Genomic DNA, 14,840 nt, shown 5'->3' on the forward strand with positions numbered 1-14,840 from the left:
GAATTATGAATTATGAATTATGAATTATGAAGTGGGGAAGTGGGGAAATTGAACTAAAACCCCAAAACCCCAAAACCCCAAAACCCTAAAACCCCAAAACCTGACTCCTGAATTCAGCCAACCCTAATTACTATTGATGCGACTTAAAAAAGCTTGTAGGCGCTCGCTGTGGGGATTATTAAAAAAGGTGTCGGGATCGCCTGCTTCTTCGATGACACCTTGATTAAAGAACAAAACCTTGTTAGAGACTTCCTTAGCGAACTGCATTTCGTGGGTGACGACTACCATAGTCATACCGTCATCGGCCAATTGACGCATAACGTTTAACACTTCCCCGACTAATTCCGGATCCAGGGCCGAAGTGGGTTCATCAAATAAAATCACCTCTGGTTTCATGCAGAGACTGCGAGCGATCGCCACCCGTTGTTTTTGGCCTCCCGATAACTGGTCAGGATAAACATCGGCTTTTGGGGCCAAACCCACCTTTTCCAGATAATGAATTGCCGTATCCTTAGCCTCATTTTCCGAGTGGTGTAACACTTGCTTGGGGGCTAACATCAAGTTTTGTAAAACGGTGAGATGGGGAAAAAGATTAAAGTGTTGAAACACCATACTTACCCGGCTGCGTAACTTGCGGAGAACTGATTGATTTAACTTCGGGGAAGAGATGTCAATTCCCATCACCTCCAAGCGGCCGCCGTTAATTGTTTCCAAACGATTGAGACAGCGTAAAAAGGTACTTTTGCCGCAGCCAGAGGGACCGATTACCGATACCACATCCCCTTGATAAAGAGTGCCTGTAACTCCTTTGAGTACCTCTAAAGAGCCGTAACTTTTGCGTAAACCTTCACTAACAATCACAGGGGTGGTAGTGGTCATGATGTCCTCTCGTAAAAAATTTTACATTCTGTATAAAAGTATCCAGATTAGTTTCTGCTAAATTGTATCCTTGACGACATTTTATCAAAGGGAATAATCATAATACTCAAATAGACTCTCTACATCTGTCTTGGGTGGCAAGTAGGACGAAATCCTTAACTTAATTGAGTAAAAAAATCAAGGAGAAACAATTAAAAAATGATTAAAATTTGGCGAGGGCGGGCGGTGCAGAGAGTCATCTTTGCCTTGTTAGGATTAGTTTTGGCGATCGGATTAACTGTTATTCCTGCTTTTTCTCAGACCCCTCCTAATCCTTTTCGAGTCGCCACAGAAGCGACTTTTCCACCCTTTGAATTTCAACAAGGGGGACAATTAACCGGGTTTGATATCGATTTAATGCGGGCAATTGGCAAGGAAGCTGATCTCAACATTGACTTTAGAAATTTACCCTTTGATGGAATTATTCCGGCTCTACAAGCAAGAACAGTGGAAGCCGCTATTAGTGGCATGACTATCACCGCTGAACGGGCCCAAGCGATTTCTTTTTCTCGACCTTATTTTAGGGCTGGTTTAGCGATCGCTGTTCGGGAAGATAATAAGACGATTAAAAATTTTCAAGACTTAAAAGGCAAAAAAATTGCCGTCCAAATTGGCACAACGGGAGCCTTAGAAGCAACAAAAATACCCGGAGCAGTGGTTAGTCAATTTGACTCGGCGGCTTTAGCTTTGCAGGAATTAATTAATGGTCGAGTTGAGGCGGTAGTTAACGATAAACCCGTGACTTTGTATGCCATTAAAGAAGCGGGTTTAAGGGGAGTAAAAGTAGTCGGAGAATTATTAACGGAGGAATTCTACGGGATTGCTTTACCCAAAAATTCCCCCTATCTCCAGTTAATTAATGATGCTCTCGGTCGAGTTATAGAAAGTGGTCAGTACGATGTTATTTTTCAGCAATGGTTTGGAGAAAAACCGCCAGTATTACCTTTAGTTGCCCCAGCTTTAAAGAATTTACAGGAATCGAGGTTTAACTGGGGAGAATTATTCTATAACCTGATTGTGAAAGGGGTTCCCTGGACAATTCTGTTAACGGTTCTGTCTTTTCTTTTCGGGTTAATCGGTGGAACTTTAGTGGCTATTGCCCTGATTTCTCCCTACAAATGGTTAAAAATAATTTGCCGCATCTATGTGGATTTCTTTCGGGGAACACCGATGCTGGTGCAATTATTCTTGATCTATTTTGGTTTGCCCGGGTTGTTCCGAGAAATTGGCTTAAATATCGACTTAGATCGTTTACCTGCCGCCTTATTTGCCCTAAGTTTAAATGTGGCGGCCTATTTAGCTGAAATTATGCGCGGCGGTATTCAATCGATCGATAATGGTCAATGGGAAGCTTGTTCTAGTTTAGGAATGTCCCCAGTGCAAACCATGCGCGAGGTGATTTTTCCCCAAGCTTTTCGCCGGATGTTGCCACCCTTGGGGAATGAATTTATCACCCTAATTAAAGATACCAGTTTAGCGGCAGTAATCGGTTTTGAAGAATTATTCCGGCAAGGTCAATTAATGGTAGCTACTACCTATAAAGCTTTCGAGATTTATATCGCTGTTGCTTTAGTTTATTTGGTTTTAACTACCCTTTCCTCTGTGGTATTTAAGCGCCTAGAGATTTACATGGACCCCCTACATAAATCTAAACAGGAACAGAAAGCTTAGGGGCAAGAGATGGGAACTGATAAGTAGGGTTTGCTGAATAAATGTGAAATATAGACGAGGTAAGTAGTAGTCTGTCAAGTTTGAATTGATGGATAGAGTTTTTTTAATTTAATACGAGCATCAGCAGTAGTAAATCTCCAGTCAACTGAATTTGACTTTTCATTTCGATTTTCTTCCCATGCCTTAATTTCGGCTCTCTTGGATTTGGTGGGTAAAATGTATTCTAAGATACATTCCTCCTAGCGAGGGGGTGGAACGAACCACAAAGACACAAAGAACACAAAGATTGATCGATCCTATGTAAGTTAAACTTATCACACAGAACCTAGAAGAGCCTAATTTCTTGTTTTAAACTATCCATGTCTGGGATACGACGATCGAGACATTGACGATTCAAAACGCTCAACTCAATTTCTGCTATATTTAACCAGCTGCCATGTTTGGGAGTGTAATGAAATTCGAGTTTATCTAAAATTCTCTTGGCCTCTTCCGGTTCAAAGGCTTTATATAATGAGGCTTTTACATGAGTATTTAAGTTGTCTTGAATTACTCTAATTTTCTGGGCATCCGGATAACGCTCATCAACCAAATATTTCATTTGGTGTGCATAATCGCTCGCCGTCCTTTGTTGTGTAACTTCTACATGTCGCCAACCTTGTAATGGTTCAAAAAACATAAACATATTGGCTACACCATTACGCTCATATTGATAGTCATACCTTTCTGGTTCTCTCGGTTCGGCTGGTATTTTCTCTTTTGTTTCTTTGACTAATTGTTTACAACTCTCATCAAAACACAGCCAGGGATTTTGCTGGTCATACTCACTATGATAAATATCCAAGACATCTTCCATGGCACAGACAAACTCCGCTGATTCTTTTGGGGGAATGACCCATGATTGATTCAGCCATGGTTTCAATTCATTTTTTTTAAGGTTTTTCTAATGGTTTCTCGTGATATTTTTTCCACATATTCAAGTTCGACCATTTTATCTGCCAGCATTTGAAGTGTCCATTTTGCTCGTCCCGTTGGTGTTTCACTACAAGCGATGGCAATCAGATATGCTTCCTTTTCCCCATCGATAATTTTGGCACGGCGATGTTCTGGCTTTTTTCGATCAAGTTAATGATGATTCAATTCCTGACTCGACAAATCTTTGTCGTACTCTCTCAATAGTGGCTTGAGCAACATTTAAGGCTTCACTAATTTTCGAGTCAGTCCAACCACCTTCCTGTTGATTGACGTCTGCTAAAAGTAGTATTCTGGCATGGTTCATTTTGTAAGCTGCTATTTTTCCTTTCTTGGTTAGCTGCTCGAGTTTAGTTCTTTCGGAGTCTGTTAGCTCTACAATATATTTTTTCTTCGGCATTTTTTTGTCTGAAGTTGGATAACTTCTTCCAGATTAGCTCTTTTTTTATCCCTCAAAACAAAATTGATGCTCTACTAGCTTGACGATCTGTTTGATTAAGGAAAACCACAATAGTTTCCCATTTAATCTCGGGAGTTTGAGAAATCTCTGCAAATTTCTTCTTCTACTTTCAAAGGTGATCGGTTGCGGGAAAAGAGCCGCCAATTTTTCTAGTTGGACTGTCCGATGACTTTGTAAAAGCAGGATTAGTATCTGTAAGGTCAAATAGCTCGCTTCCCTAAGATTCGCCTGTAGGCAAGCCTGATAGAATGGAGGTAACATTTTGATTTTTTGGGTGGTTTTCCCAACCACTCTATTTCTTTAGGGGGTCGTTTGGCTAGACCCCAGGCTATGTCTAGCTTGTAGCTCCTCTGTGACCCCTTAAAACTAAATCCTGTTTAAAAGGTATAGGAAAGTGGGGTGTAGAGTGTGGGTTTTTAAAGTTCGATCGAGCTTTACTTTTAACCGAATACTGAAAAAGCCGCTAGTTATAGAAATAACTAACGGCTTTTTGCTGGGGGAAATTACCCAGAATGGAATTACAGAGAGGAACCTAAACCGGCGTAAGCTCCGTAGAAGAAAAGACCAACCACGGCGATAACGCCTAGACCAGCGATGGTGGCGACTAACCACAAAGGAATACGACCTTCTGCGAACATGAATAACACCTCCTAATTGCGATGACAATAAATCGGGACTAATTAGTTAAAGAAATAGCTGGAAAATAAAATTCCCAAGACAGCAACTAGGAGTAAACCTAGGTAAAGAGAAGTACGATTTAACTCGACGGCTTGCCGATTCGGATTAGGTGTTCTTTCCATAATTGTTCTCCTAGCGTTGAATAAACTGCATTGCCGCAATTGCACCGATAAAGAAGACAGTGGGGACCGCTAAGGTATGAACTGCCAACCAGCGAACGGTGAAAATGGGGTAAGAAATGGGTTGATTGGGATTACCACTAGCCATTGTTTTTATCCTTAATTAAAGTAAACTACTGATTAAACTGCTCGATTTGATTTTTGGCCTCAAAGCGATCATTAATGATCGGTAATTCTTGACGCTCTTGAGTGTAATACTCATCGGGACGGGGAGTGCCAAAAACATCGTAAGCTAAACCGGTACTCACGAATAACCAACCTGCGATAAACAGCATGGGGATGGTGATGCTATGGATAATCCAGTAACGAATACTGGTAACGATATCGCCAAAAGGACGTTCGCCGGTACTACCTGACATGGACGGTTCTCCTCGGAATGATAGGACTTGAAAAATTCAATCTCTATAATAGAGACTTTGTTGACCCTGAGACAAGTTTTAGGCTGGTTCGCTAGGGGGATTATATTTCAGTAAAACCCCATTTTGTCCCAAAACAAAACCCTTGTCGGAATTGATAAAAACAATTCGATAGAGATTGGAGGGGACACTTTCCACCGCGCGATCTTTTTGCCAAGATTGACCGTTGTCATGACTGACCAACAGATTGCCGCTACCACCAGCGACCCAAATTTCTTCGGGAGTGCGGTAGTTGAGGTCCAAAAGTCCCCAACTGGTGGAAAACTCGGGGAATACCTTATCTTCCCATGTATCGAGATCATTGGGGCTAGTAAATTGTAGTTGACCACCTCGGGCCAGGGACCATAGTTCCCCATTTTCACCATAACCGACTTTTTGTAAGCGGCGGGAGGAAAGACGATTGTGGGGTTGCCATTCTGTTGACCCCGGTTCCCAGGTGGAATAAAAGTTCCCGCGTGCGGAAACGGCCACGTATTTACCATCATGGGAACGAACAATTGTCCGGGCTACACCCACAGCACCTTCCACTAAAGCTTGCCAAGTTTTGCCCCCGTCTTTGGTGCGGTAGATAGCGCCTAAATCCGTGACCATTTCGGCGGTTTTGTCGTTCAGGGCGATAATTCCGTAGGGAGAACCGGGTAATTTTTCACTTAAGGGGATACGAGTCCAGCTGCTGCCCCCGTCTTCGCTATGGAGAAGAATCGAGGGTTTACCGACAATCCAACCCTCTTGGTTGTGGAAACTGACGGCGCTAAAGCTAACTTTTTCGTCGCCAAGGTTGAGGACTTTTTGCTGCCAGTTGTTCCCCCCATCGCTGGTTTCAAAGAGGGTAGATTTGGTTCCCACTAACCAACCGTGCTGCAGGTCGTCGGTAAAGGCGATATCGGCAAAAGTGGAGTCAGTGTCGAGGGTGAGGATTTGCCAAGGACTATTGCTCAGGGATGGCACATTACTACAGCTAAAGCAGAAAAAGGCTACAGCTAGAACTATTACGAATTGTTTCAGTTTTCTCATCAATGGTTCAGAGGTATTGGTCAAGGAATCGGGACGGATAAGGTTTGTACCCGATGGGTTACAGGCTCATAAGAGCCGTTAGATTTAAAGATAATGAGTGCTTGAGTTAGTTTAAACCATATAAACTAATAAAGAAAACAAATCCTAGCGCTAAAGCCCCGAAAATCAAAATATTTTTTTGCGCGGGAGTGAGACGGTTGACTCCAAAACCATAGCTAAGATTTTCTTGGAATCCCGAAGGAGCATCTTTAGCTCCGATGTTGATAAATTGGGAACGACGCACACCACACACGGGACAGCGCCACGTTTCTGGCAATTCCTCGAAGGGGGTTCCAGCGGGAGTGTTGGTTTTACTATCTCCCTTGCTGGGGTCGTAAACGTAGCCGCAGGAGCGACATTCGTAGTTGGCAGGGGCCTGGTCGGCTAGGGTTAGTTCTGGTGGGCGATCGCTCATAACTAAGATTAAAGGAATTTTCAACACTCTGTTACAAATTATCCTTGAAAATTGACCTCTCTCACGGGCAAGCCCCAACAGAATAGCCAGTTTTCAAGCCTGAAAAGGATTAGGGAGGCAGCATATCGGCTTTAAAAAAAGCAATACTAATCTATTAGGGCTTAAATGTCTATTAAAACTTTATTAAGTTTATATTTGGGCTATTTACCCTGATTTTGGTACTCAAATTTATTCCGAGAAATTGAGAAATTTCAGGCAGGGAAGAAATTAGGGGTCTGATTTCTCACCTCTAACCGATTATTCTTGACCGAATTGACTAAATCCCTAGCTTAATTTCTTCTTAGAGGCGAGAGTGAAGCTAAATTAATTGTCTCCATATTGAATAAATTTAATCACTTTTAGCGATCGCTTTTATATTTTGGCATAAATGGGCTGCTCCCTCGCCGTTCCCTGTTCCCGAAAACGAAAACTTCGCACCTCACCATTAAGATAACTGCTATCAACCTTATATTATAGGTATATCATCAACCTTAACTATCCCTTAAAAAGAGAGTAAAAATTATGTTCAACCAGCTTGATTGGAATCCAGCCTACTCAATTGAAACCCTAGAACCAAATACGGTATTTTTTCTATCTGAGCGAGAATCAATCTGTTTTCAAGAGCCGCTTTATTATCGTTTAGTAAGATTAATCGATGGTCAACGTAATCTTGATGAAATTATTGATATTCTTCAGTTAGAATTTTTACAAAATCAAGAAATCAATCCCAATAATCCTAATTCGTTTGCAGTGATTATTAATTATAGTCTGGCAATTCAAAAAGCGATTTTCCAGTTATATAAACGAGGGTTTTTGTTAGAAAAAAAAGAATTACTGTCGTCTAATTTAGCAATTTTATGCCATCATCTTCAGGTTTCTCAAGACCAAGCTTTTGAACGATTACAATCTCTGAAGGTTACGGTTAAAAGCCTAGGCTCAATTCCCCGGCAAGATTTGATCAATATTTTAAATTCCTTGCAAGTTCAAGTCGCAGATGAAGGGGATTTAACCATTATTTTAACCGATAATTATCTTCATCCTGATTTAGATAGTATTAATCAACAAGCTTTAGTCTCACAAAAGCCTTGGTTATTAGTTAATCCCCTGGGAAACCTAGCATGGATTGGTCCCTTATTTTATCCCGATAAAACTGGTTGTTGGCATTGTTTGGCTCAACGATTACGAGATAATCGTCCCGTGGAGGAATTTATCATTAGACAGAGAGAAAATAAGATTTCTTTAATTTCTCCTTTAGGGTTTTCTTCAGCGACAATACAGACGGTTTTAAATCTGACGGCTATGGAGGTTTTTAAGTGGATTATTCAAGGTAAAAATCAACGTTTAGAAGGAATGCTGATGACTTATGATACTTTAAATTTACAATTTCAAGAGCATATTTTAGTTAAACGTCCGAACTGTCCTAGTTGTGGATATTCTCTGAATAAAACACCTTTACCCGTGGTTTTGGGACATCGGAAAAAGTGGTTTACCAATGATGGTGGACATCGTTTTTGTTCTCCTGAAGAAACCCTAAGAACCTATCAACATCTTATCAGTCCTATTACGGGAATTGTGCGAGAATTAAATAAGATTCCTGGGAATACTTTAGTTCATACTTATGTGGCGAAACATCATTTTCGTAGTGTGTTTGATGATTTAGACAGTTTACGGCAAAATATTGGAGGTAGAAGTGCGGGAAAAGGCCGTACAGATAGTCAAGCAAAAGCAAGTGGATTTTGTGAAGCTATTGAGCGCTATTCGGGGGTTTTTCAAGGGAATGAAATCAGAGAAAAAGCCAGTTATCAAGAGTTAGGAGATAAAGCTATTCATCCTAACAAATGTATGAATTTTAGTGAAAAACAATATCAACATCGAGAAGAATGGAATGCGAAGAATCAAGGATGGTTTCAAAAAGTCCCTGAACCTTTTGATGAAACTAGAATCATTGATTGGACTCCTGTGTGGTCTTTAACTGCTCAAGATTTTAAGTATTTACCCACAGGATATTGTTATTATGGTTATCATCAATCTGAACCCTTAGATTGTTGGGCTGATTCTAATGGCTGCGCCGCAGGAAATACGATAGAAGAAGCGATTTTACAAGGGTTTATGGAGTTAGTGGAACGGGATTGTGTGGCTTTATGGTGGTATAATCAATTAGTTAAACCTTCCGTTAATCTGGAAAGTTTTGATCAGCCGTATTTTGAGCAATTAAAGCAATATTATGAGTGGTTAAATCGGGAGCTATGGGTGTTAGATATTACCAGTGATTTGAATATCCCTTGTTTTGCCGCTATTAGTCCGAGAAAGGGGCGGGAAGTGGAGGATATTTTATTAGGATATGGGGCGCATTTTGACCCAAAAATTGCTATTAGTCGAGCGTTAACGGAGGTTAATCAAATCTTACCGAATGTGTTATCTTTTAAGGACGATGGGACAACGATTTATAATCCTTCTGCGGATCCTTTGGCGGTTAAATGGTGGCAAACGGCAAGGTTAAGCAATCAATCTTATTTAGTTCCCGATAGTAAAATAATACCCCAAAAAAGTTATGATTATTTACAATTAGCTAGTGATGATTTATTAGAGGATGTTAAATTGTGTCAGCGAATTGTTGAGTCAAAGGGGATGGAAATGTTAGTATTAGATCAGACTCGTCCCGATATTGGTTTAAGAGTTGCTAAAGTCATTATCCCCAGAATGCGTCATATGTGGAAGCGTTTAGGGACAGGAAGATTGTATGATGTTCCTGTTAGCATGGGATGGTTAAAAGAAGCTTTGACGGAAGATGAATTAAATCCTTTTCCCATGTGGATGTAACCCTTGTTCATGGTCAATTGTTGATGATTTTAAGTTACTTGGTGAAGATTTCGAGTTTAACTTTCATTCCCGTTTTATCTAAAAGACTGAGTAATTTATCAACAGTAAAACGGCTAATTTCTCCATTTATTAAATCACTAATTTTCGGTTGTGTTTCCTCGAAAAAAGTGGCGGCTTCTTGCTGTGTCCATCTTTTTTCTTGGATAAAAGACCGCAAGGTTAACATCAAATCGGCTCTAATTTTTAAGTTAGTTGCTTCTTCACTGTTAAATCCTAAATCTTCAAAGATGTTATCGCTACCAAAAGTGATCTCAATAGGGTTAGATTGTGTCATGGTTATCCCTCCTGTAATTGTTGTCTAAATTGAATCATTTGTTGATAACGTTGTTGTCCCAATTCAATTTCTTTTTTCGAGGTTTTCTGTGTTTTTTAACCGAAAGCATGAAGGACATAAATCGCTTCTTTAAACCTTGCCACATAAAAGATTCTGTAGGTTTCTCCTGTCCAAATTCTAATTTCTTCTGTTCCTTGACCAATAATGGGAATGGGTTTAAAATCATTGGGTTTCTCTCCCTGTTGAATAGCTCTCAGTTGAAAACCTGCTTTACGCTTTGCGTCTTCAGGAAAATCTCTAATATCTTCCCTTGACGTCCCAATCCAGTAAATGGGTTTATCTCCCATGTTGGGGTTAATGATTAAGGTTGATACCTAATTTAGTATAATATGATCATCAGTTTGTCAATTGTTCGTTAGTTGACAAGCAAGATGATGATCATTTTAGTTTAACTGAATCTAAGTAAAGTGTATCAGGGCAAACATCTTGTTCATGAGGCCATAAGCAAAGTTATTCTGGACTTAAACGTACCTGTAGGGGCAAACCCCCTGTGGTTGACCCCGTGTTGCCCCTGTAGCGCACTAAGCAATACAAGCGCGTAAATCATTAAGAGTAATCATCAACGTCATCGGTTCAAGAGGAGACACATCAAAACCTAAAGCCAAATAAAAATTCTTAGCTTCTTCTGAAATAGCATGAACAATAATTCCCCGAATACCAATGGTATCAGCCGCTTTAACAACCCGTAGCGCACCATCACGAAATAAACCGCATCCTAAACCTTGACCTTGGTAAGAAGTATCTACTGCCAATCGTGCCAAAATTACCACTGGAATTGGGTTAGGCATATTCCGCCGAAATTTACCATTAGCTGATTGTATACTAATCGTCCCGGAAGCAAGGGCGTAATACCCAACTACCCTATTGTCAACGCAGGTAACAAAAGTTCTAGTTGCACCACTGGCTTGATTAGCATAAGCTCGACGCTTCAACCAATCATCAAAAGAAGTAATTCCGCAGGAAAAATCAGTGATTGAGTGATAACTAGCCAGAGGTTCAGGTAGTGTCAAATTCATTCCTTCTGCCAAGGTGCGAGCGTCTGCATGGTTTTGCGTAAACGTTCATTAGGTTGAGGTGGTGCATCTAGAAGTGCGATAAATTCTGCATAAGCCTCTGGACTAGCCCAAAAAATAGTACGTTCGAGCAAAGTTTCCTCCGCAGCATTCCGCGCGGCTTCCAAAATAAAATCAGTTCTATTCTTACCTTGCACTTTGGCTGCCATATCGATCAAATTGCGTTCTTCTGGCTTAATTCGCAAATTTAGGGTATTACGCGGAGTCTTACTTTTTGTTTTACTACTCATAGGATGGGTGTGTAATTCCAAACTTAATTATTTTAACATAATGTAGTGACAACAACATTACACTATGTATGTACGATACGATACCCAGATTTTTCAGAGAGATGAGCATCATTTGATGAAAGTCTAGGCTTCAAACCTTTCCATTATAACTGATAGGTAAAAGCTGCATCACCGCAGTAACACACCTTAAATAAAATATTGTTGGGTTTTGTTGCCTCAACCCAACCGACAAGAGCGGCGTGCTGCTATGCAGTGCCGTAGGCATCGCACTATTATTGAGGAATTAATTTAATTAAACTTCTTAAGGTCGCATTAACGGATTCCGAATTAGGAAAATACTTTTTAACATCAGGATCAAGAATAATTACATCATTTTGCGCTGGAAAATGTTCAACCGTTTTTGTTCCATCTTCATGATGAACAGTAACGCTATGACCTTCCCGATACTGTTGGTAATATTTTCCGCGAACAGGATTTTTAAGTTGACTTAAATCATATTCTTCTCGCAAGTCATCTTCTAATTCATCTTGGATTTTCTCGTTCATAATATCTCCTTTCTTTGGGTGTAACTAATCTTGAACTAACTCAAACATTAGCACATTAGTTAAGTTATATGTCAGAGCAGTTTGACCAGCAGGGAAATTTACTTGGGTCGGTTGACTTATTGCGATGGTCGTTGGCTTCGCACATTCCATCATAATACTAGAGTTACTCGGTGTGAAAGATGGCAATACGCTTCCTTTCGGTGTGAAAGATGGCAATACGCTTCCTTCCGGAATATCGGTCACCGTAAGGTAATAAATCGTGTTTGTGTAGAACTGATACTGAGTCCCTGGTTTTCCTTGAGATGCTAATATTGGTTTATCGTTCATATACAGTGCAACACTCATTAAAGATGATTGTTCCACTGTAAAACTTGTATCTGTAATTATTTGCATAACCCCATTGTCAATCTTGTCATTATTGTATGGTGAACTTGAACTGAATTTAAAACTTCTATCATCGTATTGTATCTGAATCTCATTGGATCCATTTGCGTCATTGGGTTTGACTTCTATTTGGTTCTGAGATACATACGCCACACCAGGCTTGAGAGGTTCTGAGGTAGAACCAAAACCCAGATACCATTTTGTACACCATGTGAAAGTATAATTGTTGCCACTAAGAATTTTTTGACTCAACCAGACAAGAGGATATCCCGATCCTGGATCATCAACTTGAAATAGGGCAACATCTTGGTCTGCTCCACTTAAGTTTTTTATTGTTAATGAATATTGTTGTATAGTCACGGTGAAGATAGGAACTTGAGGGTGGAAAGGTCAATCTCAGAGTATTCATTGATTGAGAATATCAACTTTTCAAATTTGCAACTATCAAGCCAGCCTATCACCGAAATGGTAGACTAGCTTGACAGCATGAATTTTGACTTAATAGCCATTTCAGGACAATAGATAGCTATGCCACAACAAACTGTAATTTATCGTTTAACACATATGAAAGCGATGTTAAGCCATCAGCAAACGTAAATTGTGTCGGGCTGCTCACGTAGTCGTCCGAGATAGCCACGCCTTGGTGCGAATCAGTCGTACAGAGCCAATAAGTTGGATGAGTATGGAAGTTATACTTTCCATTTGGTTTTCCTTGAACTGCAAGTGCTGGAAGTTTATTCATGTAAGCGGCGACACTCATAAGTTTTGCCTGTGTAACCGTAAATGATGTATCAGTCGTGACTAGCATATCACCTGGTTTAACAGAGGAACTGTAAAATGCTGGGGAGTTAGTTGAAAATTCGCCGTTTACATAAGTAATCCCCATCGCATTATTACCCCCCTGTACAGCTGGCTCCATACTTTGATATGGCCCTCCTGAAGTCCACTTTACGCCTGGCGCAAGAACATCTTCAGTCGTTCCCCAGTTTAAACCCCAATCGACCGACCAAGAGAAAGTCGTGTTGTTACCATCATTGACGTTTTTGAGAATCCACACAAGTGGTAAACCGTTCACTACATCAGGATATTGTTGGTAGATTGCAATGTTTTGGGCTGCGCCACTATTGTTGGTTACTGTTAGTGAATAGTCTGACATTACTTGTTCCTCTGTGTATTTGTGTTTTTGATAATCTGGACAAAATTTGATTTTCCATCTGGCAGTTAGCTACTGGCAATTCGCTACTTCTAATTCAGGTTTACCTGAGTTAGTTACTGGATTTTGGAAAATTTGGGTACTTTGAATTGCACCTCATGGAAAAGTCGCACGGCACGATTAAGCATCAACCATGCAATGGTTATGCCATTACCGAACTAACTTGAATAGTTTCATGTTGTTGTGGAACACCAGCGTCATAGGTGATATCAACTTCTCCTGCACCGGTTATGGTGGCTAAGGGATTAGTACAAGTAAATTGAATTGCACCACCTGCCAGACCTGTTAGGTTAACATTCATGGGTTGTGCTGTCATTAAATGAATATGATTAGCATCATGTGCTGCGGCTTGAACCAATGTAATAGTTGTCATTAGTATTTTCTCCAGTTAACGAGATGTTTTGAGGCAAAATGCCTTGTCTTTGGGGTTAAAAGTGATTTGTTTAATCACCTTTGATACCAGAATAAGTTTTATTTTAAGTAATGGCAATCTCTAAAGTTAATACTTTTCTAATAGGTTTTTTTGAGTAGAATATTAACTTTTATATTAGATTTATATTAGATTTGTATTAGATTTAAAGGGTCACTTTATGGTATGACTCCCTCATCCCTGAAAGTAGAACTAATGAATTAATCGGGCGACTAAAATCATCAAAACCCTTTTACCCTCTGACTTGTAGCGGTTTTAGGGGATGAAAAGAAGGCAGCAAAAAAGCGATCGCTTATCCCTCAAAGAAAACACCTGCCCTAAGTAAGGAGATGCTATTATTGGATGATGAGTATAACCTTTCAATTAGTTCTGGCTTTACTTTCCCGTGGGCAAGTCAAAATATCAGCCCATGGCTACGATGAACTAGCAAATGACGGTATTCTGGTAAGGGATGTGATAACAGGTATTAGAGAAGCTGTCATTCTCGAAGATTACCCGGAATATCCTAAAGGGCGTTGTGTGCTAGTCTTACAGAAAGATAGTCAGGGTAAACCCGTTCATGTGGTTTGGGGTATAGCCAAGAATACCGAATCGCCTGCTGTTCTAGTCACTGCCTATAGACCTGATCCAGCACGTTGGTCAAGTGATTTTACAAGGAGAAAACTATGACAAAAAAGCCTCACATTAAACTCATCCACATTGGAGAGTACATGGCTGAAGTGGAAGTCGAACTGATTGAGACTCCCGAAGGATGGTCGCCCTATTTATCATTAGAAGACGCTCAAAAATTAGATGATGTCCGGGAAGCCCTTCGTCAAGGTGATCTACAAAAAGCTTCCAATTTAGCACATCTTTACAAAATTACCCCTCTTACCGTTTAACTAAACTTTGACAAGAAAAAATTAAAAAGCGATCGCAATCCTTGAAAACAGACAGCGATCGCCTAACTTTTA

The 14,840-nt window shown here is 40.2% G+C and carries 19 protein-coding genes and 3 pseudogenes; 4 read left to right on the top strand and 18 right to left on the bottom strand.

The genetic code is table 11. The features are described 5' to 3' along the window. Positions 1 to 123: 123 nt before the first annotated feature. A complete protein-coding gene (locus IQ234_RS07975; RefSeq protein ID WP_108936088.1) occupies positions 124 to 879 on the bottom strand; it encodes an amino acid ABC transporter ATP-binding protein in 756 nt (251 codons plus the stop codon). Between the two features lie 198 nt (positions 880 to 1,077). Here IQ234_RS07975 and IQ234_RS07980 point away from each other — a divergent pair, with 198 nt between their 5' ends. Then, positions 1,078 to 2,589: an ABC transporter permease subunit gene (locus IQ234_RS07980; RefSeq protein WP_193956704.1), complete on the top strand. Its 1,512-nt coding sequence runs from the start codon at positions 1,078 to 1,080 to the stop codon at positions 2,587 to 2,589. A 74-nt stretch (positions 2,590 to 2,663) separates the two neighbouring features. Here the strand turns inward: IQ234_RS07980 and IQ234_RS07985 are convergent. The 9 genes and pseudogenes from IQ234_RS07985 to IQ234_RS08020 form a co-directional block, all read right to left on the bottom strand. Further along, a pseudogene (locus IQ234_RS07985) lies at positions 2,664 to 2,780 on the bottom strand (IS630 family transposase); the annotation flags it as partial. Between the two features lie 152 nt (positions 2,781 to 2,932). Then, positions 2,933 to 3,958: pseudogene (locus IQ234_RS07990) on the bottom strand (IS630 family transposase); the annotation flags it as partial. A gap of 90 nt (positions 3,959 to 4,048) precedes the next feature. Then, positions 4,049 to 4,279 (bottom strand): annotated as a pseudogene (locus tag IQ234_RS21070) (transposase); the annotation flags it as partial. A 257-nt stretch (positions 4,280 to 4,536) separates the two neighbouring features. Then, the gene (locus IQ234_RS07995; RefSeq protein WP_045362404.1) at positions 4,537 to 4,656 is read right to left on the bottom strand and encodes a photosystem II reaction center protein J; all 120 of its coding nucleotides are present in this window, start codon (positions 4,654 to 4,656) and stop codon (positions 4,537 to 4,539) included. A 42-nt stretch (positions 4,657 to 4,698) separates the two neighbouring features. Then, positions 4,699 to 4,818: a photosystem II reaction center protein L gene (locus IQ234_RS08000; protein ID WP_002735805.1), complete on the bottom strand. Its 120-nt coding sequence runs from the start codon at positions 4,816 to 4,818 to the stop codon at positions 4,699 to 4,701. Positions 4,819 to 4,828: 10 nt separating this feature from the next. Next, entirely contained in the window at positions 4,829 to 4,963 is a 135-nt protein-coding gene (psbF, locus tag IQ234_RS08005) for a cytochrome b559 subunit beta (protein ID WP_002736175.1), read from the bottom strand. Positions 4,964 to 4,988: 25 nt separating this feature from the next. Beyond that, entirely contained in the window at positions 4,989 to 5,234 is a 246-nt protein-coding gene (psbE, locus tag IQ234_RS08010) for a cytochrome b559 subunit alpha (RefSeq protein ID WP_002749269.1), read from the bottom strand. A 78-nt stretch (positions 5,235 to 5,312) separates the two neighbouring features. Continuing rightward, positions 5,313 to 6,305 carry a photosynthesis system II assembly factor Ycf48 gene (locus IQ234_RS08015; protein WP_193956705.1) on the bottom strand — a complete coding sequence of 331 codons (993 nt, stop codon included), beginning with the start codon at positions 6,303 to 6,305 and terminating at the stop codon, positions 5,313 to 5,315. 106 nt (positions 6,306 to 6,411) lie between these two features. Continuing rightward, positions 6,412 to 6,759: a rubredoxin gene (locus IQ234_RS08020; RefSeq protein ID WP_002757647.1), complete on the bottom strand. Its 348-nt coding sequence runs from the start codon at positions 6,757 to 6,759 to the stop codon at positions 6,412 to 6,414. A 561-nt stretch (positions 6,760 to 7,320) separates the two neighbouring features. Between IQ234_RS08020 and IQ234_RS08025 the strand changes: the two genes are divergently transcribed. After that, entirely contained in the window at positions 7,321 to 9,618 is a 2,298-nt protein-coding gene (locus tag IQ234_RS08025) for a TOMM precursor leader peptide-binding protein (protein ID WP_193956706.1), read from the top strand. A gap of 34 nt (positions 9,619 to 9,652) precedes the next feature. Here the strand turns inward: IQ234_RS08025 and IQ234_RS08030 are convergent, their stop codons facing one another. The 8 genes from IQ234_RS08030 to IQ234_RS08065 all read right to left on the bottom strand — a co-directional run bounded on the left by IQ234_RS08030 (position 9,653) and on the right by IQ234_RS08065 (position 13,830). Continuing rightward, positions 9,653 to 9,952: a helix-turn-helix domain-containing protein gene (locus IQ234_RS08030; RefSeq protein ID WP_193956707.1), complete on the bottom strand. Its 300-nt coding sequence runs from the start codon at positions 9,950 to 9,952 to the stop codon at positions 9,653 to 9,655. Positions 9,953 to 10,047: 95 nt separating this feature from the next. Further along, positions 10,048 to 10,299: a type II toxin-antitoxin system RelE/ParE family toxin gene (locus IQ234_RS08035; RefSeq protein ID WP_228008423.1), complete on the bottom strand. Its 252-nt coding sequence runs from the start codon at positions 10,297 to 10,299 to the stop codon at positions 10,048 to 10,050. A gap of 234 nt (positions 10,300 to 10,533) precedes the next feature. Further along, positions 10,534 to 11,028, bottom strand: coding sequence for a GNAT family N-acetyltransferase (locus IQ234_RS08040; RefSeq protein WP_193956708.1), 495 nt, complete (start codon positions 11,026 to 11,028; stop codon positions 10,534 to 10,536). Continuing rightward, on the bottom strand, positions 11,025 to 11,315 hold the full coding sequence (locus tag IQ234_RS08045) for a DUF1778 domain-containing protein (protein WP_193956709.1): 291 nt from the start codon (positions 11,313 to 11,315) through the stop codon (positions 11,025 to 11,027). The genes IQ234_RS08040 and IQ234_RS08045 overlap by 4 nt, the downstream gene beginning before the upstream one ends. Before the next feature lie 272 nt (positions 11,316 to 11,587). Continuing rightward, positions 11,588 to 11,860, bottom strand: a complete 273-nt coding sequence (locus IQ234_RS08050; protein ID WP_061433357.1) for a hypothetical protein — start codon at positions 11,858 to 11,860, stop codon at positions 11,588 to 11,590. A 24-nt stretch (positions 11,861 to 11,884) separates the two neighbouring features. Next, positions 11,885 to 12,604, bottom strand: coding sequence for a hypothetical protein (locus IQ234_RS08055; RefSeq protein ID WP_193956710.1), 720 nt, complete (start codon positions 12,602 to 12,604; stop codon positions 11,885 to 11,887). Between the two features lie 166 nt (positions 12,605 to 12,770). Next, positions 12,771 to 13,400 (bottom strand): hypothetical protein, encoded by a 630-nt coding sequence (locus IQ234_RS08060; RefSeq protein ID WP_193956711.1) that lies wholly within the window; start codon positions 13,398 to 13,400, stop codon positions 12,771 to 12,773. A 199-nt stretch (positions 13,401 to 13,599) separates the two neighbouring features. Continuing rightward, positions 13,600 to 13,830 carry a hypothetical protein gene (locus IQ234_RS08065; protein WP_193956712.1) on the bottom strand — a complete coding sequence of 77 codons (231 nt, stop codon included), beginning with the start codon at positions 13,828 to 13,830 and terminating at the stop codon, positions 13,600 to 13,602. Positions 13,831 to 14,232: 402 nt separating this feature from the next. Between IQ234_RS08065 and IQ234_RS08070 the strand changes: the two genes are divergently transcribed. Together IQ234_RS08070 and IQ234_RS08075 are read left to right on the top strand one after the other, a co-directional pair. Next, positions 14,233 to 14,556: a DUF4258 domain-containing protein gene (locus IQ234_RS08070; RefSeq protein ID WP_043996513.1), complete on the top strand. Its 324-nt coding sequence runs from the start codon at positions 14,233 to 14,235 to the stop codon at positions 14,554 to 14,556. Further along, complete coding sequence (locus IQ234_RS08075) at positions 14,553 to 14,768, top strand: hypothetical protein (RefSeq protein WP_002757627.1); 216 nt, start codon at positions 14,553 to 14,555, stop codon at positions 14,766 to 14,768. The genes IQ234_RS08070 and IQ234_RS08075 overlap by 4 nt, the downstream gene beginning before the upstream one ends. The last annotated feature ends 72 nt before the right edge of the window (positions 14,769 to 14,840 follow it).

It is taken from the genome of Microcystis aeruginosa LEGE 91341 (genome assembly GCF_015206885.1).
Classification (GTDB): Bacteria; Cyanobacteriota; Cyanobacteriia; order Cyanobacteriales; family Microcystaceae; genus Microcystis; species Microcystis aeruginosa_H.

Coding starts and splice junctions, on each gene's coding strand:
- IQ234_RS07980 (WP_193956704.1), top strand. CDS start 1,078: ATGATTAAAATTTGGCGAGGGCGGGCGGTGCAGAGAGTCATCTTTGCC.
- IQ234_RS08065 (WP_193956712.1), bottom strand. CDS start 13,830: ATGACAACTATTACATTGGTTCAAGCCGCAGCACATGATGCTAATCAT.
- IQ234_RS08070 (WP_043996513.1), top strand. CDS start 14,233: ATGAGTATAACCTTTCAATTAGTTCTGGCTTTACTTTCCCGTGGGCAA.
- IQ234_RS07975 (WP_108936088.1), bottom strand. CDS start 879: ATGACCACTACCACCCCTGTGATTGTTAGTGAAGGTTTACGCAAAAGT.
- IQ234_RS08040 (WP_193956708.1), bottom strand. CDS start 11,028: ATGAATTTGACACTACCTGAACCTCTGGCTAGTTATCACTCAATCACT.
- IQ234_RS08000 (WP_002735805.1), bottom strand. CDS start 4,818: ATGGAAAGAACACCTAATCCGAATCGGCAAGCCGTCGAGTTAAATCGT.
- IQ234_RS08025 (WP_193956706.1), top strand. CDS start 7,321: ATGTTCAACCAGCTTGATTGGAATCCAGCCTACTCAATTGAAACCCTA.
- IQ234_RS08020 (WP_002757647.1), bottom strand. CDS start 6,759: ATGAGCGATCGCCCACCAGAACTAACCCTAGCCGACCAGGCCCCTGCC.
- IQ234_RS08030 (WP_193956707.1), bottom strand. CDS start 9,952: ATGACACAATCTAACCCTATTGAGATCACTTTTGGTAGCGATAACATC.
- psbE (WP_002749269.1), bottom strand. CDS start 5,234: ATGTCAGGTAGTACCGGCGAACGTCCTTTTGGCGATATCGTTACCAGT.
- IQ234_RS08035 (WP_228008423.1), bottom strand. CDS start 10,299: ATGGGAGATAAACCCATTTACTGGATTGGGACGTCAAGGGAAGATATT.
- IQ234_RS08045 (WP_193956709.1), bottom strand. CDS start 11,315: ATGAGTAGTAAAACAAAAAGTAAGACTCCGCGTAATACCCTAAATTTG.
- psbF (WP_002736175.1), bottom strand. CDS start 4,963: ATGGCTAGTGGTAATCCCAATCAACCCATTTCTTACCCCATTTTCACC.
- IQ234_RS08050 (WP_061433357.1), bottom strand. CDS start 11,860: ATGAACGAGAAAATCCAAGATGAATTAGAAGATGACTTGCGAGAAGAA.
- IQ234_RS07995 (WP_045362404.1), bottom strand. CDS start 4,656: ATGTTCGCAGAAGGTCGTATTCCTTTGTGGTTAGTCGCCACCATCGCT.
- IQ234_RS08015 (WP_193956705.1), bottom strand. CDS start 6,305: ATGAGAAAACTGAAACAATTCGTAATAGTTCTAGCTGTAGCCTTTTTC.
- IQ234_RS08075 (WP_002757627.1), top strand. CDS start 14,553: ATGACAAAAAAGCCTCACATTAAACTCATCCACATTGGAGAGTACATG.
- IQ234_RS08060 (WP_193956711.1), bottom strand. CDS start 13,400: ATGTCAGACTATTCACTAACAGTAACCAACAATAGTGGCGCAGCCCAA.